We start from the raw sequence: 25468 nt of genomic DNA on the forward strand, positions 1-25468 counted from the left end.
TCAAGCACGTTCTTCGTCGTTCCGTCGTGTCCGCGAACCTTCCCCGTCTTGCCGTCGGCCTGACCGTCGCGGCCGGAGCGATGTTCGCGAACGTTCACTCCTTCGGTGACGACCACGCGGCGCGGGCGCAGGCAGCAGCCCGCCCGCAGCAAGTGTCCGCGGCCCAGAAGCCCGCTCAGGTGAACGCGGCCTCCCTGCTGAAGGTGGCGGAGTCGCAGGTGGGTGTGGCCGAGAACGCCGCCGGTGGCGGCACCCCCTTCCACCGCTGGTACATGTCGTCCCAGCGCGCGGCCGAGACCGTGAACCGCGACGGTGGCAGCATCCGCGCCTACGCCAACGCGCCGTGGTGCGCGATGTTCGTCTCCTGGGTCGGCGAGAAGAGCGGCCTGCGGCCCACGGTCGGCTGGGACGCCTACACCGTCACCTTCGCCAAGTGGTTCAAGGCCAACAAGCGCTGGGGCACCAAGTCCACGCCCGGCGCGGTCGTCTTCTTCTCCTGGAAGGGCGGCAAGGACCTCGACGACATCCAGCACGTCGGTTTCGTCGAGAAGGACAACGGCGACGGCACGATCAGCACCATCGAGGGCAACACCGGCAACGGCAAGGTGGAGCAGCGCGTCCGTCCGAAGTCGCAGGTCGTCGGCTACGGCTACCCCGACTACAAGGCCTGAGCCCCGACGGGGTGCCAGCCGCCCGGCGCGATGCGGGCGGCACCCTCGGGCCACGTCCCCTTCTCGTACGGCTCGGGCGCGCCGTCGAAGGCCAGGATGTCCTGGACGATGCGCCACGACTCCTCCACCAGGTCGAACCTGACGAAATGCCGGGCATCCCCCGCGAGCGCGTCCTTCAGCACCTGCTCGTAGGCCTCCTGCGCGGGCCCGAGCACCTTGGTGAAGTCGACGGACACCGGCACCGGACAGGTCCTGTCGAGCACGTCCGGTTCCTTGGCCAGCAGGTCGAACGTCACTCCCGGATCGGGATGCATCCTGAACCTGACCAGGTTGGGCGCCGGCCTGGCGCTGAAGTAGGCGACGGGCGGCCTGCGCAGTTCGGCGACGACCTCCAGCGCGTCGACGGGCAGGCACTTACCGGTGCGGATGCAGAACGGCACGCCCGCCCAGCGCCAGTTGTCGATCGCGGCCCGCAGCGCGACGAACGTCTCGGTCCGCGAGTCAGAAGCCACACCGGCCGTGTCGCGGTACCCGTCGTACTGCCCGCGCGCCACGTCGGCCTCTTCGAGGGTGCGGACGGAGCGCAGCACCCGCCACTTCTCGTCGAGCGCGGCGCGGGCGTCGCCCGAGGGCGGCGCGTCCATGGCGACATAGGCCAGCAGTTGGAGCAGGTGGTTCTGCACGACGTCGCGCAGCGCCCCTACCCCGTCGTAGAACGCTCCCCTGTCGGTGACGCCGAAGTCCTCGGCCAGGGTGATCTGGACGCTGCGCACGTAGGTGCGGTTCCAGATGGGCTCCAGCATGGTGTTGGCGAAGCGGAAGACGACCAGGTCCTCGACGGGTTCCTTGCCGAGGAAGTGGTCGACGCGGAAGAGGCGGTCCTCGTCGAAGCAGGTGAGGATCTCGGCGTTGAGCTGCCTGGCCGAGGCCAGGTCGTGGCCGAACGGTTTCTCCACCACCAGCCGCGCGTCGGAGTTGAGCCCGGCGGCGGCCAGTCCCCTGGCGACGATGGAGAACAGGGAGGGCGGCACGGCGAGGTAGTGCGTGAGGTATCCGAGACCCTCCACCTCCTCGCGCAGCCGGTCGAAGGTGCCTGCGTCGGCGAGGTCGCCGGCGACCAGCCGCAGGTCGAGGCGGGGTGACAGGTCCTTGCCCACGGCCTGGCGCGCGAGGGCGCGCAGGCCGTCGAGGTCGAGGTCGGTCATGGCCACCCCGACGACCGGCACGTCCAGCTGGCCCGTGTCCGCGAGTTTGTCGAGCGCCGGCAGCAGCATCTTCTTCGCCAGGTCGCCCGTGATGCCGAACAGGACCAGTGCCATGGATCAGACCTTTCTTCCCCGCATCTCCCTGTACGTGCGCACCAGTGCGGCGGTGGAGGCGTCGGGCGTCTGCGTGGGGGGCTCCTCGGAGGTGAGCGCGGGCGCCAGGTCCATCGCCATCTTCTTGCCCAGCTCGACACCCCACTGGTCGAAGGAGTCGACGCCCCAGATCGTGCCTTCGACGAACACGATGTGCTCGTAGAGGGCGACGAGCTGGCCGAGTGTGGAGGGGGTCAACTTGGGGGCGAGGATGGTGGAGGTGGGCCGGTTGCCCGGCATCACCTTGTGCGGCACGACGGCGGCGGGCGTGCCCTCGGCGGCGATCTCCTCGGCGGTCTTGCCGAAGGCCAGCGCCGAGGTCTGCGCCAGCAGGTTGGCGGTGAGCAGGTCGTGCATGCCCTCGGCGTCCTCATGAGGCCGGCCGAAGCCGAGGAAGTCGGCGGGCACCAGCCGCGTGCCCTGGTGCAGCAGCTGGTAGAAGGCGTGCTGGCCGTTGGTGCCAGGCTCGCCCCAGAAGATCTCTCCGGTCGGTACGGTCACCGGCGTGCCGTCGGCCTGGACCGACTTGCCGTTCGACTCCATCGTCAGTTGCTGCAGGTAGGCGGGGAAGCGGTGCAGCCGCTGGCTGTACGGCAGGACGGCGCGGGTCTGCGCCTCGAAGAAGTCGGTGTACCAGATGCCGAGCAGGCCCATGAGGACCGGCATGTTGGCCTCGAAGGGCGCGGTGCGGAAGTGCTCGTCGATGGTGTGGAACCCGTCGAGCATCTCGCGGAAGCGCTCGGGCCCGATGGCGATCATCAGCGACAGGCCGATGGCGCCGTCGTAGGAGTAGCGGCCGCCGACCCAGTCCCAGAAGCCGAACATGTTGGCGGTGTCGATGCCGAACTCGGCGACCTTCTCGGCGTTGGTGGAAACGGCGACGAAGTGCTTGGCGACGGCCTCCTCGCCGAGCGAGCCGACCAGCCAGGCGCGGGCGACCTTGGCGTTGGTCAGCGTCTCCAGCGTGGTGAAGGTCTTGGAGCTGACGATGACCAGCGTGGTGGCGGGGTCGAGGTCCTTCAGCGCGCCGTGGATGTCGGCCGGGTCGATGTTGGAGACGAATCTGGCGGTGATGCCCGCGTCGGCGTAGTCGCGCAGCGCCTCGTAGGCCATGGCGGGCCCGAGGTCGGAGCCGCCGATGCCGATGTTCACCACAGTTTTGATGGCCTGGCCGGTCTGGCCCTTCCATTCGCCCGAGCGGACTCTGGCGCTGAAGTCGCTCATCTTGTCCAGGACGGCGTGCACGTCGCCCACGACGTCCTGCCCGTCGACGACGAGCTTGGCGTCGGCGGGCATGCGCAGCGCGGCGTGCAGGACGGCCCGGTCCTCGCTCACGTTGATGTGCTCGCCGGAGAACATGGCGTCGATCCGCTCGCGCAGCCCCGCCTTCTCGGCCAGCGCCAGCAGCAGCTCCATCGTCTCCGCGGTGGCGCGGTGCTTGGAGTAGTCGAGGTAGAGCTCACCCGCGCTCAGGCTCATCCGCTCGGCCCTGCCGGGGTCCTCGGCGAACAGCTCCCGCAGATGCTTGTCCGCGACGGCCTCGTGGTTGGCCTTCAGTGCCGCCCATTCGCCGCTCCGACTGATGTCCACGTCTCCTCCAAGCACTCTCAACCTGACGCCGTACCCGCGATGGGTGATCCATCGCACCGCGGGGAGGTTATCAAGCGGTCATGAACCGATATTGCGACTGCGTCAACGCCGCTTCCTGCGCCGCTTCTTCCGGATGGTCGAAATGTCCGGTTTCCAGGACGAACAGCTCCTTGGGGCCGGCGAGCGCGTTGTAGATGGCGAACTGCCCCGGTGGGGGGACGGCGGGGTCGAACAGGGCGGCGCCCACGTGGACGGGCTTGCGCACGAAGGTCGCGGCGGTGGCGGCGTCGAAGTAGGCGAGCACGTCGAGCACCTCGGGGTGCGCGGCGTGGTGGTCGCGTACGGCGGCGCCGCTTCCGGTGCAGGGCAGCGTCACCCGCAGCGGGTGGTTGCCGAAGCTGGGGATGACCAGGGCGCCGGAGGCGAACCTGTCGTCGAAGGCCAGGACGAAGGGGCCGATGCCGCCGCCGAAGCTGGAGCCGATGTAGTCGAGCCGTACGGCGGCCGTCTCGGGCAGCAGCTCGGTCAGCGCGGTGGCCGCGCACCACATGTCGGCCACGCAGCCGCCGTGGATGTAGCTGTCGCGGGAGCCGATGCCGTGCAGCACGTGCTCCTGGGCGTCGGAGGGCAGGTCGGGGTGCAGGCTGCGGGCGGGCAGGCCGCGCGCGCACGGCCAGATGGTCGCCGTTCCCTGGATGTTGACCCTGACCTCGGGCTGGTCCCTGCCGCCGTAGCCGTGGGCGACGACGCGGGCCCTGGAGACGCGGCCGTCGGCGGGGACGCTGAGCCAGCCGCCGATCCTGAACCCGTCGGCGGAGGTGTAGCTCACGCCGTGGAAGCGCAGGCCGTCGGCCTCCCATTCCACCGGGCCGAGCTTGGGCGCGACACTGACCGCCATCGCCTGCTCGCGCCGCTCGCGCCAGAACCGCTCGAAGTCGGCAGGAGCGGCCGGAGCTGGTACGGCCAGCAGCGCGTCGAGGTCGTAGCCGTAGGTCGGGTCGAAGGTGAACTCGTGCCGCGGTGTCAAAGCCAGCCCCTCCATGCAAGATCGTCAGGCCAGCTTAACTGCCCTTTCCCGGGTGCCGGAAACGACGCTCCACGGCGAACCGGCAAGCCGTTCGGTCTCGGCCCCCTCCCCCATCAGCAGCGATCCGGCGGGGAGCCTGGGCGAGTTGGCCGCCACGACCCTGCCCTCGGCGTTGACCAGCGTCACCTGGGTCGGGCAGGCGGCCAGCACGCCGAGCAGGAGCGCCTCGAACCTGGCGGCCCGCACGTCGGCGCCGACCACGCCGAGGAAGCGGCCGTCGACCAGGGCGGGCGTGGTGAAGGTGAGCATGTAGGTGTCGGTGCCGCCGTAGTCGACGTAGGGGCCGACGACGTGACGGCGGCCGGTGCGGCGCGGCACCGCGAACCATTCGGCGGCGGTGTAGTCGTAGAAGTCGAGGCTCTCGGGGTCGAGGTCGACGTCGAGGAAGATCGGGTCGTCCTCCGGCGGGGCCTGCCACCAGTCGAGCCAGCGCGGCCGGTCGGCCAGCACGCCGGGGGCGACGATCACGCCGGTGCCGGCGGCGATGCCGTGCAGGCGGCGCAGGCAGCCGAAGATCTGGGGGCGCACGCCCGCCAGGTCGGCGGAGGTGAAGGCGGGATGGGATCGGAAGCAGGCTTCCACGCCCGTCCTGATGTCCTCCAGCGCGCGGAAGACGTCCTCGACGATCGCGTGGACCCGCTCGGCCACGAGAGCAGCGTGTGGATCGCTCATGTGTGGATCGCTCATCGCCACTCCCGTTGGTCCTGGGTGACAAGTCGCCAATGGAACTCCATCAGACGCTCGGTGCCCCTGTCGAGGTGCTCCTCGGTCAACGTTCGCGCGCGGTCGGCCTGCCGCGCGGCGATGGCGTCGATGACCTGGCGGTGGCTGCGCACGACCTCCTGCGGGTCGACGGCCTCGCCGTACGGGAGCCAGAGCAGCTCGCCGACCTCGGACTGGATGTCGATCTCGGCTCGGGTGAGCCTGACGGACTGGGCGGCGGCGGCCACCTCGATGTGGAAGCGGCCGTCGGCACGGCGGCGCTCGGCGACGGTGGTGGCCGCTTCGAGGCGGTCGACGACGTGGTGGAGCCTGGCGACCTGGTCGGTGGAGGCGCGCAGGGCGGCCAGGCGGGCGGCGGCGCCGGCGATGGCGGCGCGGTAGTCGCCGATCTCGCGCAGCTCGGAGCTGCTCAGCTCGCGCAGCCTGGTCCTGAGCCTGGCGGTGGAGGGGTCGGCGGGGCCGCGCACGAACGTGCCGCCGCCCCTGCCGCGCCTGGTCTCGACGAGCCCGCGTTCGCGCAGGGCGGCCAGGGCCGCGCGCAGGGTGACGGTGGAGACGTTGAGGGAGGCCGCCAGGTCGAGTTCGGCGGGCAGCTGGTCGCCGTCGGCGATGAGGCCGAGCGCGATCGCCTCGGCCAGGCGCCGGACCACGACCTCCACTCTGCCCGAGCCGTCGTCGACGGGGGCGAAGACAGCGGCGTCGGGGAGCTGATGCACAGCAGACAGCATATTGCCTTTTGAAATATGAACTCATAGTTTTAATCGCAACCCGATCTGAGGGAGGCCCACGTTGCCTGATCCCGAGAAGAGGTTCACAGCCGAAAAGAGGTTCGCTGAGGAGTGGCGCAACGCCGCCTACAACTGTTTCTCCTCAGGCCACAAGTTCTGCCGCGAGGTCTGCCCCGTCATGCAGGTCACGCGCAACGAGTCGTGGAGTCCCACCGCCTTCCACGCCAACGTGGTGGCGATGGAGCAGGGCTCCCTCGAGGTCGCCGAGGTCGCGGCCGACTACGTCAACTGCACCGGGTGCGGCGCGTGCGAGCTGCGCTGCCCCAACTCGCTGTTCACCGGCGACTTCTACCGCTTCCGCACCAGGACCGTCGACCTGGTGAAAGCCGTGCGCGCGCTGGCCGTACGGGAGGGCGTGCACCAGCCCGCCTGGCAGCGGTGGAACCTGCTCACCGACGAGCAGACGCACGAGCCTGTGGCCTCAGGGGTGTCACAGGAGCGGGTGCGCGACTGGGCGCAGGGGCTCGACCTGCCGGTGGGCGGGGAGACGATCCTGTTCGTCGACTGCGAGGCCGCCTTCCACCGCACGACGGCGCCGCGGGCGGTGGCCCGGATCCTCGGCCTGGCCGACTACAAGTTCGGCCTGATGAACGAGCAGTGGTGCTGCGGAGGTCCCGCCGCCGAGATGGGCTACGAGGAGCAGGCGCTCCGCTTCGCCAGGCACAACCTGGAGGACTGGAGGGCCAGCGGCGTGCGGCGGGTCCTGGTGCTCGACCCGCACGACTACATCACCTTCACCGAGGACTACCCGAAGTACTTCGGCGAGTCGTTCGACATCGAGGTGGTGCTGGTCGTCGAGCTGCTCGCCACGCTGCTGCGGGAGGGGCGGCTGGTCCCGCACGTGCCCGTCGAGCGGACGGTGACCTACCACGACCCGTGCAGGCTCAACAAGCGCAAGGGCATCTGGCAGGAGCCCCGCGAGATCCTGCGCGCGATCCCCGGGCTGACCTTCCACGACGTGGACCGGGTCAGCCAGTGGTCGTACTGCTCGGGCGCGGGCGGCGGGCTGGCCGTCGAGAAGCCCGAGCTGACCGCCCAGATCAGCGACATGCGCATGGGCAAGGCGGCCGAGCTGGGCGTCGACACCCTGGTCACTGCCTGTCCGTGGGCCGAGCGGCCGCTGACCGAGGCGGGCCGGGCCCGCTCGATCGGCGTGGTGGACCTGCACGAGCTGCTCGCCGAGTCGCTGGGGGTGGCCCCATGACCGTCACCATGGACGACCCGGTACTGGAGCAGTTGCGGCAGGCCCTCGGCCCCGCCAACGTGCTGACGGGCAGGGCCGACCGGCTCAACAGGACGCGCGTGCCCGCGCCCTTCCCCGTGCACCGGTGGGCCGAGCGGATGCCCGACCTGGTGGTCATGCCGGGCTCCACCGAAGAGGTGGCCGCGGTGCTGCGGCTCGCGCACGCCCACCGCATCCCCGTGGTGCCGCGCGACGGCGGCACGGGGCTGACCGACGGCGCGGTGCCGCTGCGCGGCGGCATCGTCGTCGATGTGAAGCGGATCAACCAGATCAAGGAGATAGACCTCGAGAACAGGACGTGCACGGTCGGCACGGGCATCAACGCGCTGAAGCTCAACGAGGTCCTTTCACGGCACGACCTGTTCTATCCCGACGACCCCGCCTCCTATCCGTGCTCGCTGGTCGGCGGCAGGATCGGCACCAGCGGCTGGTCGCTCATCGGCTCCCGGTACGGCCACAGCCGCGACCTGGTGCTCAGCTTCGACCACGTGCTGCCGACCGGCCAGGTCATCCACGTCGGCGACGGCATCGGCAGGAAGATCACCAAGTCGTCGAGCGGCTACCAGCTGAAGCACCTGTTCATGGGGCACCAGGGCACGCTGGGCATCGCCACCGAGGCCACGCTGAAGCTGTTCCCCAAACCGGAGGCGGAGTTCTCGCCGTTCTGGGCGTTCGAGGACTACGACACCGCCTACGCGGTGGTCGGGCAGCTCGCGCGGGCGGGCGTGGCCACGTTCGCGGGCGCGGTGCTGTTCGACGAGTGGAAGGTCGCCTACCTGCGGCGCGACGACGAGGCCTACATCCCGCAGCCGTCGTCGGTGAAGGCGCTGGTCTGCGCGGCCATGTACGGCTACGAGGACGAGGTGCGCGCGGGCGGCAGGCGGCTGCTGCGCATCGCCCGCTCGATGGGCGCCCGCTACCTCGGCGACGAGATCTCCGAGGGCGACTGGGCCGCCCGCCACGACCGCTACGCCACTCCCCTGCACGGGCGGACCAGGTCGGGGCAGGTGGTGCCGATGAGCTGGCACTGCGAGGACGCCGCGATCAACTACTCCAGGCTGCCCGCCGTACGGCTCGCCTGGCACGAGATCGCCGACCGGCTGCGGCGGGAGTCGGACGTGTTCGACGACTGGGGCATGTTCGCCTACACCAACGGCTCCACCGGCATCGACTACCTGACCGAGATCGACATCGGCATCTGGGAGCAGCGCCTCGACGACGCCGCGTGGGCCGCGTGGGTGGCCGCCAAGCGCGACCTGGCGGCGGTGGCGCTGGCCAACGGCGGCTCGATCAGCGCCTGCCACGGCTCGTGCCGCGAGGGCGAGGTGGACCTGGTGCCCGAGGAACTGGGCGGCGGCTTCGACGTCATGCTCGCCATCAAACGGGCCGTCGACCCGCACAACATCATGAATCCGGGCAAGTACCTGCTCGACCGCGCCTACGAGACAACACCGGGTGAGGAGGAGCCGTGAGCTACCGCTACCACGACGAGATGAGCCCGCCCCCGCCCGAACGCGCCTCGGAGGTGGCGGTCACCAGGTTCGAGCACGTCTACGAGGTCGACCCGGCCCTCATGACCGAGCACGTGACCCAGCAGACCTTCCCCAACTGGGACACCCTTCGCCTGGTCCGCTCCCGCGGCGACCACCTGGCCTGGATGCACAGGCACTTCGCGCACAAGGTGATCTCGGGCGAGGAGCTGCTCAATGACCTCGACCGATGACGGCAGGCTGGCCGACCTCGGCTACACCTCCGAGTTCCGCAGGGAGATGAGCCTGTGGGCGAACTTCTCGCTCGGCTTCACCTACCTGTCTCCCGTCGTCGGGATCTACACGCTGTTCGCGGTCTCGCTGGCCACCGGCGGCCCACCGATGATCTGGAGCCTGGTGATCGTCGGCGCCGGGCAGTTCCTGGTGGCGCTGGTCTTCGGCGAGATCGTCTCGCAGTACCCGCTGAGCGGCGGCATCTACCCGTGGGCGCGCCGCCTGTGGGGCCGCAAGTGGGCGTGGATGACCGGCTGGGTGTACCTGATCGCGCTGCTGGTCACCATCGCCAGCGTCGCGTACGGCGCAGGCCCCTACCTGTCGGCGTTCCTCGGCATCGAGGTCAGCACGACCAACACGATCATGTGTGCGATGGTCATCCTGGCGATCGCGGTGGCGATCAACCTGGCGGGGACCAGGGCCCTGGCCCTCGCGGCGATCATCGGGTTCACCGCCGAGCTGGTGGGGGCGCTGGCGGTGGGCGGCTGGCTGCTGCTGACCCAGCGTCACCACGGGCTCGGGGCGCTGTTCGACTCGTTCGGGGCCGGGTCGGAGACCGGCTATCTGGCCGCCTTCCTGGCCGCTGGGCTGATCGGCATCTACCAGTACTACGGGTTCGAGGCGTGCGGCGACGTGGCGGAGGAGGTGCCCGACCCGACCCGCCGCATCCCGAAGGCCATGCGCATGACGATCTACGTGGGCGGGGCGGCGGCGATCTTCGTCTGCCTGGCCCTGCTGCTGGCCGTACCGGACTTCCCGGCGGTGATCTCGGGCGCGAGCCCCGATCCCGTCTCGGACGTGCTGACCGCGGCGTTCGGTCCCGTGGGGCTGCGGGTGGTGCTCGGGATCGTGCTGGTGTCGTTCCTGTCGTGCGCGCTGAGCCTGCAGGCGGCGGCCAGCAGGCTGCTGTACTCCTACGCGCGTGACGGCATGATCGTCGGTAGCGGGCTGTTCCGCCGGTTCTCGGCCAAGCGGCACGTCCCGCCGTACGCGATGCTGGTGGCCGCGCTGGTGCCCGCGCTCGTGGTGGCCGGGTCGATCATCTCCGAGGACGCCCTCGTCAAGATCATCTCATTCGCGACACTCGGCATCTACCTGGGCTTCCAGATGGTGGTGCTGGCGGCGCTGCGGGCGCGGCTGCTCGGGTGGCGGCCTTCGGGGCCCTTCACGCTGGGCTCGGCGGGCCTGGCCGTCAATATCGGCGCGCTCGTCTACGGCGTGCTGGCGATCGTGAACATGATCTGGCCGAGAACGCCCGACGCCGCCTGGTACGACAACTGGCTCGTCGGGCTGTCCGGCCTGGTCGTCGTGGGTCTGGGAGCGCTGTACCTGGTCGCAGCCAGACCGCAGGAGCTCGGCGTGGCCCCGGCGGGCGACGCCATTCCCCAGGAGGAGCGATGAAGTTCAGTTACGTGATGCTTCCCGACTATCCGCTCCAGGATTCGCTGTCGGCGATCAGGCTGGCCGACGAGCTCGGCTTCCACGCCTGCTACGCCGCCGACGAGACCTGGCACAAGGATCTGTGGCTGCTGTTCGCCGCGGCCTCGCAGCAGACCAGCAGGATCAGGTTCGGCCCGAGCGTCTCCTCCGTGGTGCTGCGCGAGCCCTCGCTCATCGCCCAGGCCGCCGCCACGCTCGACGAGCTCAGCGGCGGCCGGGCCGAGGTGGTCCTGTCCAGCGGCAACTTCGGGCTGCTGGCGCAGTACGGCATCGACTGGACCACCATGAGACCGCTGTCACGGGTGAAGGAGGCCGCGCACGTCGTGCGCACGCTCCTGGACGACGGCGCGATCACGTTCGAGGGCGAGTTCTTCCGCTACGACGGGCTGTTCACCTTCGCCAGGCCCGTGCAGGAGCACGTGCCGGTGAAGCTCGGCGCGATGCGCGGACCGCGCTCCTTCCGCGCGGCGGGCGAGCTGTCGGACGGCGTGCACCACGCGCTCAGCTACACCCGCGAGGCCTACGACTACCTGGTCGCGGAGTTCAGGAAGGGAGCCGAGAAGGCGGGCAAGGACTGGTCGGCGATGGACATCGGCGCCTGGGTCGTCTTCGCCACCGGCCCCGACTCAGCCGTGGCCAAGGAGGCCGCGCGCAGCATGGTCGGCCTCTACGCCTCGTCGATGCCCGCCGAGCAACTGGAACGCAACGGGGTGGACCCGAACGCGATGAAGCCCATCGTCGACGCGCTCGGAGCCGGCGACCTGGCCAGGGCGATCGAGCTGACCAGCCCCGAGCTGGGCGACAGGCTGTCGATCGCGGGCACCCCCGAGGAGTGCGTGGAGAAGATCAGGCGCGAGATCGAGCCGTCCGGGGTCAACCACCTGATCCTCGCGGTGACGGACGCCACGCTGGTCAAGCAGTTCATGGGGCGCGACCTGCCGGAGGTCTCCTCGGTGGAGGACCAGCTCAGGCTCATCCACGACCGGATCATGCCCGCCTTTGCCTGACGTTCGCCATTGTTCGGGCAGATGGGGTGTGTAGGGCGAACCAGACGGGGCAAGGACCCCGGATCTCTGCAACCGAGAACGAGGAGGAGCCGTAGTGCTCACTCTGACGCCCAACGCAGCCCAGGTCATCAAGGACCTGACCGCCCAGCAGAACGCGGAGGCCAGCGGTATCCGCATCTCGTCACAGGGGGACGGTCAGGGATCCTTGGTGCTCACCATGGCCACCGCGCCTGAGCCCACCGACGAGGTGGTGGAGGCGGAAGGAGCCCGGGTCTATCTCGACCCCGTGGCGGCCAGCGTCCTCGACGACAAGTCGCTGGACGCCGACACCGACGGAGAGGGCGGCGTCGCCTTCCACGTCACAGGTTGACTCACGGGTTGACCGGAAGCCTCTCGGGGGGCTCCCGGTGTCACACCTGTCGGAGTGGCTCGGCCACACGCCTGTCAGGGGGTTCGCTCACACCTGTCATCCCGCAAGGAGCGCGGCGGCCTCGGCGGCCGGGGGGAGGCCCTCGACGTCGCCGAACACCTCCACGATCCGCCCGGCGAGCACGCTGCCCACCCGGGCCGCGTGCTCGCGCGTGGCGCCGGACAGCCGGGCGGCCAGATAGCCGCCGAGCAGCGCGTCCCCCGCGCCGACGGGGTCGCGCACCACCCGCGCGGCGCTCGGCAGATGGCCGGGCTCGCCGTCCTCGCCGTGGTAGAAGACGCCGTCCGCGCCCGCCTTCAGCACCACCTCGACGCCCTCGGGGCGACGGGAACCGGCCGCGGCGAACACGTCGGCGGGCGCCGTGATGCCGAACAGCGGCTCGGCCTCGTCCTGGCCGAGCACCAGCAGGTCGGTGCGCGGCAGCAGGTCGAGGACGGTGGCCAGCACGCGCTCCTGCCGGCCGAGCGCCGGGCGGAGGTTGGGGTCGACGACCAACTGCGCGCCCGCCGAGCGCGCGCCCTCGGCCAGCGCCCTGACGAGCCGCTCGGGCCCCTCGCCCAGCGCGATCGTGATCCCGCTGACGACGATGGCCCTCGGCTTGGCGTCGAGGATGGCTGCGGCGTCGCCCTCGTCCATGCCCGCCGCGGCGGAGCCCGCACGGTAGTAGTGGACGCGCCTGGCGCCGTCCGGCAGCACGTCCTTGAAGAAGACCCCGGTCGGCCTGGTGGAGTCGCGGCCGATCAGGGAGGTGCCGACGCCGAGGGAGCGGGCGGCGGCCGTGACCCGCTCACCGAACGGGTCGGCGCCGACGCGCGAGGCGAACCAGGCCGAGCCGCCGAGTCTCGCAACGGCGGCGCACACGTTCAGCTCCGCGCCGCCGACGTGGACGCCCATCCGCTCGGCGGTCGCCAGGTTCTCCCCTTCGGCGGGCTGGAGCAGCACCATCGCCTCTCCGACCCCGATCACGTCAGGACGAGTCACCACATCTCCCTACCTCGCTTCTAGAATGCGGAAAATCATCCCATCACTTCCATCGGGGGCGTCGGTGCGGGACTTCAGGTGGCTGACCGAGCGCGTCGCGGCGGACCGAATGATCGGCCCTCCATCGGGGGTGCTCGTGCGTGACTTCAGGTGGCTGACCGCGCGTCGTGACGGACCGGGTGATCGGCCCTCCATCGGGGGTGCTCGTGCGTGACTTCAGGTGGCGGCTGACCGAGCGGGTCGTGGCCGACCGGGTGATCGGCATCGTCCGCGCGCCGTCCGCGGAGATCGCCCTCTCGTACGGCAGGCGGCTCGCCTGCGCCGGGCTCACCGCCGTCGAGGTCTCGCTGTCCACTCCCGACGCCCTCGGCGCCGTCCGCGCCCTGGCGAGCGAAGCGTTCGTCGGCGCGGGCACCGTCCTGGACGCCTCCCAGGCGGTGATGGCGATCGAGGCGGGCGCGCGGTTCCTGGTCTGTCCCGCGCTCAGCACCGAAGTGGTCCGCGCGGGCCACCGCCACGGCGTACCGGTGGTCGCGGGCGCGTCGACGCCGACGGAGATCGTCGCCGCGCTGGAGGCGGGCGCCGACCTCGTCAAGCTCTTCCCCGCCGCGCAGAGCTCGCCGGGAGCGCTGCGAGACATCCTGCAGGCGCTGCCGCAGGCGCCGCTCGTGCCCACGGGCGGGGTGAGCGCCGCCACCGCGCCCGCGTGGATCGCCGCGGGGGCCGTGGCCGTCGGCATGGGCGACGAGCTGACCCGCGGCGAGCCCGAGAAGGACGCACCGCGTATCCGCGACCTGCTCACCGCACTCGCCGCCGCCCGCTGACGCGCCACACTCGCCGCGTCGCCACCCGCTGACGCGCGACGCCCGCACCCCGCACGCCCCCGCAGACGTGCTTCGTCCGCGACCCGCCCGCTGACGCGCCACCGCCTGCGGCCCGCTCGCCGTCGCCCGCCTGACGCGTCAGGCCAGCAGCTTGGCCACGTATCTGAGCTGCTCCTCTCGATGGAAGCCGCCGCCGCCCTCGTGGTTGTTCCACGGCCAGACGCTGATCTCCTTGTCGCCCTGCCAGTGGTTGTAGGCGGCGAACACCGTCGAGGGCGGGCACACGTCGTCCATCATCGCCACCGAGTACAGCGCGGGAACCCGGCCGCGGGCGGCGAAGTTCAGGCCGTCGAAGTAGGACAGCGTGCGGAACACGGCGTCGGCGCTGGCCCGCTGGGTGGCCAGGAAGCGGACGATCTCCTGGTAGGGGTCGCGTCCGGTGATCTCGACGGCCCTGCGGAAGTGGGTGAGGAAAGGCACGTCGATCAGTGCGCCCTTCACCGACGGGCGCAGCGCCGCGACCGCCTGGGCGATGCCGCCGCCCTGGCTGGCGCCCGACACCACGATCCTGCCGGCGTCGATGGCGGGGTGCCCCTCGGCGGCCTCCACGGCCCTGACGGCGTCGGTGAACACGCGCCGGTAGTAGTAGTCGTCGGGGTCGAGGATGCCCCTGGTCATCATGCCGGGAGCCTGGGGCGACCGCCCGCCGTGCGGGTCGGCCGTGGCGCCCGGCGTGTTCAGGTTGTGCGCGCCCTGGCCGCGGGTGTCGACGACGAGGACCGCGAGCCCCGCCGCCGGCCAGGTGAGGTGGTCGTGGGCGAAGCCCCGTCCGCCCGAGTAGCCGATGTACTGCACCACGCACGGCACGGGTCCGTCGGAGCCGCGCGGCACGATCAGCCAGGCGTTGATCCTGTGCCCTCCCCAGCCGGAAAAGGAGGTGTCGTAGACGTCCACGGCGGTCAGCGGTAGGTCGTAGGGGGTGAACGACGGAGCCAGATCGTGCTCGGCAGCCTCGGCGAGGGTGCCGCTCCAGAAGGCGTCGAAGTCGGCGGGCTCGTCACGCTCGGGACGGTACTCACGCAGCTGGTCGAGGGGGAGGTCGAACAGGGGCACAGGGTCTCCCAACATCGCGGATCGGGTCCTGACATTTCACCCCATCCGGGCATGAAAGCGCTATCCACCCAGTGCTATCCCCCCGTGCTATCCACGCCCCTAGAGAGCGCCGACCCGGCTCAGGCCGTCCCTCCGAGTGAGGCAGGAGCGACAGCGTGCCAGGGTCTGGTACGGCACGCCCGCCGCGCTTCTTCGACCGCGCCACGAACGACGCCGAGGCCCGCGCGTCGGAGACGGCTCCCGCCGGGCGGCGGCGATCGGCCCGTTCGCCGTCGTGGTCGGCTACGCCAGCGAGGACGCGCTGCTGGCAGCGCTCGCCTCGCTCAGCCCGCCCTGGTGGCCGCCGTGCACGGCGATCCTGGCGAGCCGCTGGCCAGGCGACTGGTGGAGCGACTGGCCACCCGGGTCGGGCGGCTGGTGTGGAACGACTACCCCACAGGCGTCGCCGTCTCCCCGGCCATGACACACGGCGGGCCGTACCCGCGAGCACCGGTCCAGGCCACACGTCGGTCGGGGCCGCGGCCATCCGGCGGTGACTGCGGCCCATGACCTACCAGTCCGTCCCTGCCGGCCAGCGTCTTCCACTGGCCGGACACGACGGTAACGGCCGAGATCGTGCTGGAGAAATACGCCGGCTATTTCAGGATCCTCAGGGATGGAGAGGCTGATTCGGTCAACCGGTGCAGATCATTGAAGCTGACCGGAAGTAGAATCCCCGGGATCATTGATGTCGCTCCGAGCTCCGCAGAAAGGTGGGCCGAACGTTGACGCCCCGCTTCGGTATCCAACTCGCCCCCGACGTCGCGAGCCTCAGCTCGATCCGTGAACTGGCACGGCTGGCGGACCAGGAGGGGCTCGACCTTCTCGGAGTCCAGGACCACCCGTACGCCGCCGAGCACGTCGACGCCTTCGCGCTCATGGCCACCGTGCTGGCCGAGACCGAGCGGCTGCGGGTGTTCCCCGACGTGGCGAGCCTGCCGCTGCGGGGGCCCGCGATGCTCGGCAAGGCTGCAGCCACCCTCGACCTGCTGAGCGGAGGCCGTTTCGAGCTCGGGCTCGGCTCGGGCGCCTTCTGGCCCGCGATCACGGCCATGGGCGGTCCTTCGCGTTCGGCTCCCGAGGCGCTGCGGGCGCTGGAGGAGAGCATCGAGATCATCCGTGCCATGTGGCGGCCGGGCGAGAGCGTGCGGGTGAAGGGCGAGCACTACACCGTCAACGGCGTGCACGCGGGTCCCGCTCCCGCGCACCGGGTCGGCATCTGGCTGGGCAGCGTGGGGCCGCGCGCCCACGCCGTGACAGGACGGCTTGCCGACGGCTGGGCCGCTCCGATCCCGCACTACCTGCCGTACGAGAAGTGGCGGTCCTCCCAGGACCTCATCGACAACGCGGCGCGTGACGCGGGGCGCGATCCGGCCGCGATCACCAGGATGGCGCAACTGGTCGGTGCCATCACCGAGGCGCCGGGCGGCGTGCGGCTGGAGGGCGAGAACCCCATCAGGACCAACGCGAGCCAGTGGGCGAAGGTGCTCGCTGACCTGGCCACCGAGACCGGTTTCGACACCTTCGTCTACTGGCCTGAGAACGCCGACGCCACCCAGCTTCTGCGTTGGGCTCGCGAGGTCGTGCCCGCCACCCGCGCCCTGCTCTCCTGAAGCGCTGACCTGCCGCAACGGTGGGCGGAAAGGCCCACTCGGATGTCCACCGGGTAGCGTCCGTGCCATGGCCTCCGCCGAGGACGGCCGGCGTGAGACGTTCCTGGATACCGCGACCCGACCTCCTTCACGACGGCTGCAGTCACCCCTCCCAGCGCCGCCGCAGCCACCCGATCGTCAGCCTTCGCGAGTTCTCCCTTCGCCGCCGCAGGTGCGGCGCGTGGACCGGCCCCGGCAGTGTCGCGGTGTGCGTCCAGTAGCCGGCCAGCGCCACCAGGAACGCGTCGAGCCGCTCCGCCTCCGGCTCGAACAGCTCGGCGGGATCGAGCACGCCCCACGAGAACCCGCCAGGCGTCGGGCGCACGCCCGTCACCCGTGCGCCCAGCCGGCGCTCCACCTCGGCCCGGAGCTCGGCGGGCAGGGCCTTCGCTCGGTCTCCACGTCCTCCTCCGGCGGTCGTGGCTGCGATGCGGGTGTTCAGGGTCAAGACTGTTGTCCGATTTCCCTATCAAACCTTAAAGTTCTACTATGATCGCTAGATGGCCCTGTTGAGGTTGGCGAAGGCGGCGGAACGGTTGGGGGTTGCCCCGGCGACGTTGCGTGTGTGGGCCGACCAGGGACAGATCCCGTTCACCTGGGTGAGTAAGGCGCAGCCGGAGCGTCGGTTCGCGGAAGCGGACTTGGATGCGTTCCTTGGCGTGGCTGCTCCGGTTCGGGCGCGGGTTGAGGTTGCGTATGTGCGGGTGTCGGGGACGCCGGGGCAGCAGACGTCTCTTGCCGCACAGGAAGACGAACTGCGGCGGTCCTCGACGTGCGGGATCACACATGTGTACAAGGACCGGGCGTCGGGGCTGCGGGAGAACCGGCCCGGGCTGACGAAACTCCTCAAGGACGCCGCCGCCGGGAAGTTCACCGTGGTCCGCGTCACCCACGCCGACCGGCTGGCCCGGTTCGGGGTCTCCTGGATCACCCAGGTGCTCGCCTGTCACGGCGTCACCGTGGAGATCCTCCACGAGACGGGCAGCGCGGGCGGCAGGGAAGAGTTGCTCGCGGACTTCATGTCGCTGACCGCGACGTTCGCCGGCCGGATGTACGGGATCCGGTCGAAACAGGCGCGCAAGCGGCTGCTGGAGCAGGCCGCCGCGCGGGCGGACGACGATCCGGCAGGCCCTGATGCCTGAGCTGATCGCGACGGCAACATGTAGCGCCTACCGGCGGTCGAGGAGAGGACCGGCGTCGTGATCGGCACGCGGGAACTGGCCGCGCGGGTCGGGTTCCTGCTCGCTCTGCTCCAGGCTGCCGCCGCGACGGTGGTGGCCGAGCACTGGAACCCCGCCGATCTCGATCTGCTGGCCCGGGGCAGAAGCCAGGACGGACGCGCCTTGCCGTCCAACGGCTACATGGCAATGCGGCGCCTGGGCTGGACCGCGGCCTTCCCCGACGACGTATACGTCTGCGATCGGGTCCGCCGGTGCGCGGAAGAGGAAGCCGCCCGCGCGTTGCGGCTGGCCCTGCACCGCCGGGCGATCGTCGAGGCGATCCTTGCCACGTGGCCCGCCGATCCACGCAAACGCACCGACGCGGAATGGACGGCGCTGCGCGCGATGCTCCCAGACGGGGTCACGGCGGCGGAGATCCGTAACCGTACCCGGCAGATTCAGGCCATCCTCGATCCAGGGGACGCGCTGCCGGGGTGTTTCACCGAAGCCGAAGACGCCCCGGTGAACGCGCCACAGGCATTGCTCGCCGCCGCCGACCGGCAACTCCTCACCCTGACCCGGACCGGACAGCGCACGGCGGAACTCCGCCTCCAGCTCCCTGTGCAGGCCCTGCCGTCCTCCCGCAAGACATGGGCGTGGCACGTCATCCCCATCACGCTGCCCGCACACGTTCCCGCCGACGCGCAGCTGTCCTCCCCGACACTACGGATCAAGAACGGGCGGATCTGCGTCGACCTGCCCTTCACCGTCCTCGTCCCGTTCGCCCCCTCCGCTGGTCACACCACCGGCATCAGCTTCGACTGGGGCGTCAATACCCTCCTGACCGGGACCGTCGGCCGCCTGGTGGGCGGGCGGGTCGAAACCGACGGTCGCCCGCTTGCCTACGATGCGAGCGCCATCTCCGCCAAGCTGCACCGCCTGCGCGGCCACCGCGAACACCTGGCCGCCAAGCGCACCCAGTACGCCAAGCTCCTGGCGCCTCTCACCGATGGCGACAGCCGCCGAGCCGAACTGCTCGCCCTGCACAAGCGCGCTGACCTCGCGCACAGCCACGCGTGCGCGAGGATCCGCAACCTCAACGACGCGCTTGCTTGGGGGGCTGCCCGGTGGGCTGTGGACCAAGCCGTCGCCGCCGCGGTCACGGTCATCTACCTCGAAGACCTCGCCACATTGGAAGCCCGCGGCACCCGCCGCGGCAACGCCCGCCTGTCCGGGCAGGTCCGAGGAACCGTGGTAGAGGCGATCCGGCACCTGGCCGCGAAAGAACAGATCGCGGTCGTCACCGTCCCGGCCCGAGGCACATCGAAATACTGTCCGCGGTGCGGGAACGGCAAGAGCGAACTCACGCACATACCCGCCCCCGATCGGCTGGGCGAGCGGGGCTGGAAGTGGGCGCACTGCCGAAAGTGCGGTCTGTCCTGTGACCGGGACTGGGCCGCCGCCGAACGCATTGTCGCCCGAGGGCTCCTCGCCCAGGAGAACACCTGGACGGAGCGGAAGACCGGTAAGCGGGTCATCCGCACCGTGATCGAGGGAAACGTCAGCCGCGCCCGCCGCCCGAAGAAGCCGACCCGGGCGGCCCGCCGCGCCCGACGTTCCGGCACCGACCTCCACCCCCGGCCCGACAGTCGTAAGAACCGGGCCAAGACCGGCCCCACCGCCAAGCGCCAGACTCGACCGAAGCAGACTTCCAGCCAGATGCCCGACCGGCGTCTGGTGCCCGCCACCACCATCTCGGTGGTAAAGCGTCCGGCGGGCCAAGCACCCAAGACACCCCAGCACCAGCCGGGGCGCTCAGGGCTTGTACGGGATCCTCACCACCGAACCGGCTTCCACAAAGTGAAAACAACCCCCGTGCTCAACCTTGGTGAGTACGGAAGTGGCAGACACCACGCTACGCCCGTTCGAGTTCCCTAAAGTTCTACTTCTTTAGGGAACTACAGAGAATCTCAGACGCTGTCAGCCGAACCGCCGTCCCGTCATCCGGTTATCGCTCCCGCGAGGTGTGCTCGCTCACCCAGTCGATGATCCGGCCGTTGTAGTCGGCCCGGTGGGACGGCCTGCCGTCCACGATGAACTGGTGGGAGGCGTCCGGGTAGAGCACCATCCTGGCGCGCACGCCGCGGACCCGCAGCGCCGTGAACCACGCCTCCGCCTGCCCGACAGGGCACCGTTCGTCGTGTACGGCGTGCAGGACGAGCGTCGGCGTGGTGACGTGCTCGACGTGCTCCACCGGCGACTGGGACCTGACCAGGGCGCGGTCCTCGTGCGGGTGCGCGCCGAACTCGAGCGTGGCGAAGACCTGGTTCTGGTCGGAGGTGCCGGCGGCGCTCACCAGGTCGGCCATCATGCCGGCGACCACGGCGGCGGCGAACCTGTCCGTGCGGGTGGTGAGGTGACCGGTCATGAACCCGCCGTAGCTGTATCCGCAGATCGCGAGCCGTGCCGGGTCGGCGACGCCCTCGGCCACGAGCTGGTCGACGGGGTCGAGCAGGTCGCGTTCGTCGCCGTGGCCCCAGGAGTGGAGGTTGGCGGTGTAGAAGTCCTCGCCGTAGCCGTCGCTGGCCCTCGGATTGAGCAGGAGCACCGACCAGCCGCGCCCCGCGAGGATCTGGTGGTAGGGGTTGGCCGGTTCGAGCGCAGGACCCCACGCCAGATGGGGTCCGCCGTGCACGTCGACGAGCAGCGGGCCCGGCGCGGCGGCCGCGGGGTCGCGCAGCAGCCAGCCGTGCACGGTGCGGCCGTCCTCGGTGGTGAACTCCCGCTCCTGGGGCGCCGTGAACGCGACGCCGGGCAGGGACGTGGCGGTGTGCCGGGTGATCAGCCTGGGCTCGCCGCCCGCGAGGTCGACGGCGGCGATCTCGCCGTACGACTGCGGCGTCATCACCACCGCGGCGGCCCGGTCCGCCCGGGCGGCGACCGACAGGCCCGACACCACCCAGCCGGGGGTGGCCAGGAACGGCTTCGGCGAGCCGTCCTCGACCTCGGTGGCCTCGACCTCGACGGAGTAAACGTGGGTGCTCCCCCGGTCGTTCACGCCGAACAGGAGGGTCCTGCCGTCGGGGGTGAACTGCGGGAAGGCCCCGTACCATCCGCCCTGGCCGGGCCGGATGTTGCGGTCGAGCGAGGCTGCTACAGGGACGGGGGCGCCGCCGTCCAGGGGCGTCAGGAAGAGTCCCAGATGGCCGATCCGCACGGCGGGCGTGCCGACGACGACGAGGGCGTCGCCGTCCGGTGTCCACGTCACCGCGTCCACGAAGCCGCCGGCCGGGCCCACCCGCCGCGGCGGGGAGCCTGCCACGTCGACCCTCGCCACGTCGACCCCGGCTACGTCGACGACGTACGCGGCCGAGGCGAGCGTGAGATCGGCGTCGGGCTCCGGCGCGGCGGCGAAGGCCAGCCTGGTCCCGTCCGGCGACCAGGACGGCTCGCCCGCGTCCCAGTCGCCGTCGGTGAGCCTGCGGACCTGGCCGCCGGCCAGGTCGAGGACGTGCAGATGACGGCGTACGGCGCGACGCAGGCCCACGCCGTCGGCCTTGTGGCCGAGCCGTTCGACCACGACCGGCGCCACGGCTCGCCGCTCCGGGTCGCCGCCCGCCCGGTCGACGGGGGCGGTGAAGGCGATCAGCGCGCCGTCCGGGCTCCAGATCGGGCGGCCCGCGCCGAGCGGGAGGTGTGTCGCCTGCCTCGGCTCGCCGCCCGCCATCGGCAGCGTCCAGATCTGCGCGTGCCCGTCCCCGGCGCGCAGGAACGCGAGCGTGCCGCCGTCGGGCGACCACGCGGGCGAGCCGTCGGCGGGCCCGTTGGTGACCTGTACGGCAGGCCCGCCCTCCCACGAGGCCAGCCAGATCGACCGACGGTCGGTGTCGGCGGCCGCGTCGGTGGTGCGCAGCGTGTAGGCGACTCGTTCGCCGTCGGGGGAGATGGCGGGCTCGCGGGGCAGGGCGAGCGAGTGGAGGTCGTCGATGTCCAGTGGGCGGACCATGGCCTGGCCCTTTCTGTCGTTCATGGGGACCTGTCGTTCATGCGAGTTGGAGCGAGCAGGCGGCCCAGTGGTCGTCGCCGCGTCGCCGTACGGCCGGTTCGTGGTCGGCGCACGACGGCACGCCGACGGGACAGCGAGGGTGGAACCTGCAGCCCGAGGGGATCGCCGTGGGGTCCGGCGGCTCGCCTGGCCTGATCTCGGGCCGCCTGCGCAGGCTCGGGTCGGCCTGCGGGATCGCGGAGACGAGAGCCCGCGTGTACGGATGCATCGGATCGCCCACCACCTCGGCCGCGGGCCCCTCCTCGACGATCCTGCCGAGGTACATGACCGCGATCCGGTCGGCGTGCCGCGCCGCGACGGACAGGTCATGGGTGATCATGAGGATGCCCAGGCCGGAGCGCCGGAGCTGGTCGAGGAGGGCGAGGATGCCGTCGCGGACGTCGACGTCCAGCATCGAGACGGGCTCGTCGGCGATCAGCAGGTCGGGTTCGGGAGCGAGCGCGGTGGCGATCGCCACCCGCTGCCGTTGCCCGCCGGACAGCTGGTGGGGGAAGCGGTCGAGATAGCGTTCGGCCGGGGTCAGTCCCGCGCGTTCCAGCGCGGCGACGACGCGGGCCTCCCGCTCCTGCCGCGTGCCGCCGATCCGGTGCACCGCCAGCGGCTCGGCCACCGTACGGCGGATGCGGAAGCGGGGGTCGAGCGATTCGTAGGGGTCCTGGTAGATCATCTGCATCCGGCGTCTGATCGGCTTCAGCTCCCCGTGCCCCAGCCGGGTGATGTCGCGCCCGCGGAACCTGATGCTGCCCGCCGCGGGCTCGGCCATCCGCATCAGGGTCTGCGCGGTGGTCGTCTTCCCTGAGCCCGACTCGCCGACCAGGGCCACCAGCTCGCCCTCGCCGACGCTGAGGGAGATTCCGTCGACGGCTCTGACGGCCCGTGCCGGCACCCCGCGCGCGGCCTCGACCAGGCCGCGGGCCAGCGGGAACCGTGTCACCAACCCTTCGATCTCCAGCAACGGCGTCATGTCAGCACCTCCTCGACGGCGCCGAGCCGCTCGATGCGGCCCGCGCGCATGACGGCGATCCGGTCGCAGACCTGGGCCACGACGGGCAGGTCGTGCGAGACGAACACGACGGCGAGCCCGAGCTCCCGGCGCAGCCGTTCGATCAGTTCCAGCACCTGCGCCTGCACGATCACGTCGAGCGCGGTGGTCGGCTCGTCGGCGAGCAGGACCCTGGGATCGCAGGCCAGCGCCATCGCGATCGCGGCGCGCTGGCGCATCCCGCCGGAGAACTCGTGCGGGTAGCGCGCGGCGCGCGCGGGCGCGATCCCGACGAGTTCGAGCAGTTCGCCCACCTTTCGCTCGGCCGCCCTTCTGGTGAGCGTCCCGTGCAGCAGCATCGGCTCGGCGATCTGCCTGCCGATCGTGGCGACCGGGCTGAAGGCGTTCATCGCGCCCTGGAAGACCATGGCGATGTCCTTCCACCGGTGCGGGCGCACGCTGTCCTCGCCACGGGCGAGCAGGTTCTCCCCCGCCAGCAGGACCTCGCCGCGCACCGTCGCCGTCGGCGGCAGCAGCCCCATCAGCGCGAGGATCGCGGTCGTCTTGCCCGAGCCGGAGCCGCCCACCAGGCCGAGCCCCTCGCCGCGGTCGACGGCGAAGCCGACTCCTTCCAGCGCGTGCAGGCGGTCGCCGCGGTCCAGGTCGAACCACACGTGCAGGTCCCTGACCTCGAGCAGCGGGGCGTTCACGGCTGCACCCTGAACGTCCGCACCGACAGGTGCCCGCTGCGCAGCCTGGGGTTGAGCCGCTCCTCCAGCGCCCTGCCGACCAGGGTGCAGGAGACGATCAGTACGCCGACGGCCAGCCCCGGTGGGACGATGGCCCACCATGCCCCTCGCGAAAGCGCCTGGCCGTCGAAGGCGTTCTGGATCAGCCGTCCCCACGAAACGGCCGTCGGGTCGCCGAGGCCGAGGAAGGCGATGGCGGTCTCGGTGAGGATCGCGTTGCCCACCGCGAAGATGGTCAGCGTCGACAGCAGCGGCACGGTCTGCGGCAGCACGTGATGGACGATGACGCGCAGGCTGCCCGCGCCGATCGAGCGGGCGCGCTTGACGTAGACGCGCTCCCTCACGCCGCGTGCCTGGGTCCTGACCACCCGCGCGGTCCTGGTCCACGACAGCAGCCCGATGATCAGGATCACGCTGGTCAGACTCCTTCCCCACACCGCCGCCACGATGAGCAGCAGCGGGATGTCGGGGATCACCAGCAGGTAGTCGGTGATCCGCATGGCGATCGCGTCGATACGGCCGCCGAAGTACCCCGCGACCAGGCCGATCGCGCCGCCGATCACCATGGCGATCAGGGCCGCGCAGAATCCCACCAGCAGCGAGGTCCGCGCGCCCCACAGCAGCAGCGTCGTCATGTCGGCGCCGGCGTCGTCGAGGCCGAGGAGGTGGTCGGGCGAGGGCGGCTGGTAGACGGCGCCGGCCTTCTCCCAGATGTCGTAGGGGGCGATCAGCGGAGCGAGCAGGGCGAGCAGGACGATGAGGGCCAGCGTGACCGTGCCGACGGCCCCGCCCGGCTGGGCGCGTGCGGCGCGCAGCGCCGCGTTGACCGCGCTCATGCCGTGACCCTCGGGTCGAGCCGCTGGTGCAGCAGGTCGGAGGCCAGGTTGGCCAGCACGATCGCGACTGTCAGCAGCAGGAAGCCGCCCTGGAGCACCGGGTAGTCCCTGTTGCGCACCGCCTGGTACAGCTCCAGGCCGATGCCGGGGTAGGAGAACACCGTCTCCACCAGCAGGGCGCCAGCCACGAGGAAGCCCGCGTTGAGGCAGACCAGCGTCACGATCGGCGGCAGCGAGTTGCGCAGCGCGTAGACGCGCATGATCCGCCGGCTCGGCAGTCCTTTCGCCCGCGCGGTGAGGATGTAGTCCTCGCCGAGCGACTCCAGCAGCGCCGAGCGCACGATCAGCGCCCAGATGCCGCACCAGACCAGCGCGATCGCGGCGGCCGGAAGGATCAGGTGCGCGCTCCTGTCCACGAGCACGTCCCACCAGGACGGGTCGCGGAAGCGCAGGTAGGGGTCGGAGACGCCGACGGCGGGCAGCACGTCGCCGAACAGGAGCAGAAGCACCAGCGCCACCCACTGGATGGGCAGGGCCGACAGGAACAGCGAGCCGGAGACCGGCAGCCAGTCGGCCACGGTGCCCCTGCGCCAGGCCGAGACGATCCCCGCCACCAGCCCGAGGGCCAAGCCCACGCCCATGCCGAGCAGCACCATCGGCAGCGTGTTCAGCAGCGGGCCTGCCAGCTCGTCCCAGACCGGCTGGCGGGTCTGGAAGGACGTGCCCAGGTCGCCTCTGGCCAGGTCGCGCAGGTAGAGCAGGTACTGCTCGGCCAGCGATCTGTTCAGCCCCAGCTCCTGCCTGAGGTGTTCCCTGAACGAGGCGCTGCACGTGCTGCAGGCCTCGTACTGTGAGGAGGCGTCCCCGGGCGCCGCCCTGAAGATGACGAAGTTGATCGTCGCCGCGATCCACACCGTCACCAGGGCGAAGCCCAGCCGCCTGACGACGTGCTCGCTGCGGCTCATC

Annotated in this window: 25 protein-coding genes; 12 read left to right on the forward strand and 13 right to left on the reverse strand. The window is 71.0% G+C overall.

The window, feature by feature from the left end; genetic code table 11:
- The first annotated feature begins 26 nt into the window (after positions 1-26).
- A complete protein-coding gene (locus ACFXJ8_RS07775; protein ID WP_379643042.1) occupies positions 27-671 on the forward strand; it encodes a CHAP domain-containing protein in 645 nt (214 codons plus the stop codon).
- Here the strand turns inward: ACFXJ8_RS07775 and zwf are convergent.
- The 5 genes from zwf to ACFXJ8_RS07800 all read right to left on the reverse strand — a co-directional run bounded on the left by zwf (position 659) and on the right by ACFXJ8_RS07800 (position 6145).
- Positions 659-1990: a glucose-6-phosphate dehydrogenase gene (gene zwf / locus ACFXJ8_RS07780; protein ID WP_379643043.1), complete on the reverse strand. Its 1332-nt coding sequence runs from the start codon at positions 1988-1990 to the stop codon at positions 659-661. The two genes, ACFXJ8_RS07775 and zwf, sit on opposite strands and share 13 nt — an antisense overlap.
- Positions 1991-1993: 3 nt before the next feature.
- On the reverse strand, positions 1994-3619 hold the full coding sequence (gene pgi, locus ACFXJ8_RS07785) for a glucose-6-phosphate isomerase (RefSeq protein ID WP_379643044.1): 1626 nt from the start codon (positions 3617-3619) through the stop codon (positions 1994-1996).
- Between the two features lie 70 nt (positions 3620-3689).
- Positions 3690-4646 carry an acetylxylan esterase gene (locus ACFXJ8_RS07790; protein ID WP_379643045.1) on the reverse strand — a complete coding sequence of 319 codons (957 nt, stop codon included), beginning with the start codon at positions 4644-4646 and terminating at the stop codon, positions 3690-3692.
- Positions 4647-4670: 24 nt separating this feature from the next.
- Positions 4671-5393, reverse strand: coding sequence for a hypothetical protein (locus tag ACFXJ8_RS07795; protein ID WP_379643046.1), 723 nt, complete (start codon positions 5391-5393; stop codon positions 4671-4673).
- A complete protein-coding gene (locus ACFXJ8_RS07800) occupies positions 5390-6145 on the reverse strand; it encodes a FadR/GntR family transcriptional regulator (RefSeq protein ID WP_379643047.1) in 756 nt (251 codons plus the stop codon). The genes ACFXJ8_RS07795 and ACFXJ8_RS07800 overlap by 4 nt, the downstream gene beginning before the upstream one ends.
- 73 nt (positions 6146-6218) lie before the next feature.
- Here ACFXJ8_RS07800 and ACFXJ8_RS07805 point away from each other — a divergent pair, with 73 nt between their 5' ends.
- From ACFXJ8_RS07805 to ACFXJ8_RS07830, 6 genes are all read left to right on the forward strand, one after another.
- Positions 6219-7421 (forward strand): (Fe-S)-binding protein, encoded by a 1203-nt coding sequence (locus ACFXJ8_RS07805; protein ID WP_379643048.1) that lies wholly within the window; start codon positions 6219-6221, stop codon positions 7419-7421.
- Entirely contained in the window at positions 7418-8932 is a 1515-nt protein-coding gene (locus tag ACFXJ8_RS07810) for an FAD-binding oxidoreductase (RefSeq protein WP_379643049.1), read from the forward strand. The genes ACFXJ8_RS07805 and ACFXJ8_RS07810 overlap by 4 nt, the downstream gene beginning before the upstream one ends.
- Positions 8929-9183 carry a hypothetical protein gene (locus ACFXJ8_RS07815; protein ID WP_379643050.1) on the forward strand — a complete coding sequence of 85 codons (255 nt, stop codon included), beginning with the start codon at positions 8929-8931 and terminating at the stop codon, positions 9181-9183. Before ACFXJ8_RS07810 ends, ACFXJ8_RS07815 begins: the two co-directional genes overlap by 4 nt.
- Positions 9167-10624 carry an APC family permease gene (locus ACFXJ8_RS07820; protein ID WP_379643051.1) on the forward strand — a complete coding sequence of 486 codons (1458 nt, stop codon included), beginning with the start codon at positions 9167-9169 and terminating at the stop codon, positions 10622-10624. Before ACFXJ8_RS07815 ends, ACFXJ8_RS07820 begins: the two co-directional genes overlap by 17 nt.
- A complete protein-coding gene (locus tag ACFXJ8_RS07825; RefSeq protein ID WP_379643052.1) occupies positions 10621-11670 on the forward strand; it encodes an LLM class flavin-dependent oxidoreductase in 1050 nt (349 codons plus the stop codon). Before ACFXJ8_RS07820 ends, ACFXJ8_RS07825 begins: the two co-directional genes overlap by 4 nt.
- A 94-nt stretch (positions 11671-11764) precedes the next feature.
- Positions 11765-12040 (forward strand): HesB/IscA family protein, encoded by a 276-nt coding sequence (locus ACFXJ8_RS07830; protein ID WP_379643053.1) that lies wholly within the window; start codon positions 11765-11767, stop codon positions 12038-12040.
- Positions 12041-12136: 96 nt separating this feature from the next.
- On the opposite strand, the gene ACFXJ8_RS07835 is transcribed toward ACFXJ8_RS07830, so the two are convergent.
- On the reverse strand, positions 12137-13081 hold the full coding sequence (locus tag ACFXJ8_RS07835) for a sugar kinase (RefSeq protein WP_379643054.1): 945 nt from the start codon (positions 13079-13081) through the stop codon (positions 12137-12139).
- A 167-nt stretch (positions 13082-13248) separates the two neighbouring features.
- Between ACFXJ8_RS07835 and ACFXJ8_RS07840 the strand changes: the two genes are divergently transcribed.
- Positions 13249-13905 carry a bifunctional 4-hydroxy-2-oxoglutarate aldolase/2-dehydro-3-deoxy-phosphogluconate aldolase gene (locus ACFXJ8_RS07840; protein ID WP_379643055.1) on the forward strand — a complete coding sequence of 219 codons (657 nt, stop codon included), beginning with the start codon at positions 13249-13251 and terminating at the stop codon, positions 13903-13905.
- A 138-nt stretch (positions 13906-14043) separates the two neighbouring features.
- Here ACFXJ8_RS07840 and ACFXJ8_RS07845 read toward each other — a convergent pair whose 3' ends face one another.
- On the reverse strand, positions 14044-15018 hold the full coding sequence (locus ACFXJ8_RS07845; RefSeq protein WP_379643056.1) for an acetylxylan esterase: 975 nt from the start codon (positions 15016-15018) through the stop codon (positions 14044-14046).
- 136 nt (positions 15019-15154) lie between these two features.
- Between ACFXJ8_RS07845 and ACFXJ8_RS07850 the strand changes: the two genes are divergently transcribed.
- Together ACFXJ8_RS07850 and ACFXJ8_RS07855 are read left to right on the forward strand one after the other, a co-directional pair.
- Positions 15155-15481, forward strand: a complete 327-nt coding sequence (locus tag ACFXJ8_RS07850; RefSeq protein WP_379643057.1) for a hypothetical protein — start codon at positions 15155-15157, stop codon at positions 15479-15481.
- A gap of 301 nt (positions 15482-15782) precedes the next feature.
- Entirely contained in the window at positions 15783-16670 is an 888-nt protein-coding gene (locus ACFXJ8_RS07855) for an LLM class flavin-dependent oxidoreductase (protein ID WP_379643058.1), read from the forward strand.
- Positions 16671-16812: 142 nt separating this feature from the next.
- Here the strand turns inward: ACFXJ8_RS07855 and ACFXJ8_RS07860 are convergent, their stop codons facing one another.
- Positions 16813-17157, reverse strand: coding sequence for a hypothetical protein (locus ACFXJ8_RS07860; RefSeq protein WP_379643059.1), 345 nt, complete (start codon positions 17155-17157; stop codon positions 16813-16815).
- A 52-nt stretch (positions 17158-17209) separates the two neighbouring features.
- Here ACFXJ8_RS07860 and ACFXJ8_RS07865 point away from each other — a divergent pair, with 52 nt between their 5' ends.
- Entirely contained in the window at positions 17210-17851 is a 642-nt protein-coding gene (locus ACFXJ8_RS07865; RefSeq protein WP_379643060.1) for an IS607 family transposase, read from the forward strand.
- Positions 17852-17908: 57 nt separating this feature from the next.
- Positions 17909-19807 (forward strand): zinc ribbon domain-containing protein, encoded by a 1899-nt coding sequence (locus tag ACFXJ8_RS07870; RefSeq protein ID WP_379643061.1) that lies wholly within the window; start codon positions 17909-17911, stop codon positions 19805-19807.
- Between the two features lie 70 nt (positions 19808-19877).
- Here the strand turns inward: ACFXJ8_RS07870 and ACFXJ8_RS07875 are convergent, their stop codons facing one another.
- The 5 genes from ACFXJ8_RS07875 to ACFXJ8_RS07895 are packed head-to-tail and all read right to left on the reverse strand — an operon-like array spanning position 19878 to position 25467.
- Positions 19878-21899, reverse strand: a complete 2022-nt coding sequence (locus tag ACFXJ8_RS07875) for a S9 family peptidase (protein ID WP_379643062.1) — start codon at positions 21897-21899, stop codon at positions 19878-19880.
- Between the two features lie 13 nt (positions 21900-21912).
- Positions 21913-22899 carry an ABC transporter ATP-binding protein gene (locus ACFXJ8_RS07880; RefSeq protein ID WP_379643063.1) on the reverse strand — a complete coding sequence of 329 codons (987 nt, stop codon included), beginning with the start codon at positions 22897-22899 and terminating at the stop codon, positions 21913-21915.
- Entirely contained in the window at positions 22896-23627 is a 732-nt protein-coding gene (locus ACFXJ8_RS07885; protein WP_379643064.1) for an ABC transporter ATP-binding protein, read from the reverse strand. Before ACFXJ8_RS07885 ends, ACFXJ8_RS07880 begins: the two co-directional genes overlap by 4 nt.
- Positions 23624-24502 carry an ABC transporter permease gene (locus tag ACFXJ8_RS07890; RefSeq protein WP_379643065.1) on the reverse strand — a complete coding sequence of 293 codons (879 nt, stop codon included), beginning with the start codon at positions 24500-24502 and terminating at the stop codon, positions 23624-23626. The genes ACFXJ8_RS07885 and ACFXJ8_RS07890 overlap by 4 nt, the downstream gene beginning before the upstream one ends.
- Complete coding sequence (locus tag ACFXJ8_RS07895; RefSeq protein ID WP_379643066.1) at positions 24499-25467, reverse strand: ABC transporter permease; 969 nt, start codon at positions 25465-25467, stop codon at positions 24499-24501. Before ACFXJ8_RS07895 ends, ACFXJ8_RS07890 begins: the two co-directional genes overlap by 4 nt.
- Position 25468 lies beyond the last annotated feature (1 nt).

This window comes from Nonomuraea sp. NPDC059194 (assembly GCF_042754765.1).
Lineage (GTDB): Bacteria > Actinomycetota > Actinomycetes > Streptosporangiales > Streptosporangiaceae > Nonomuraea.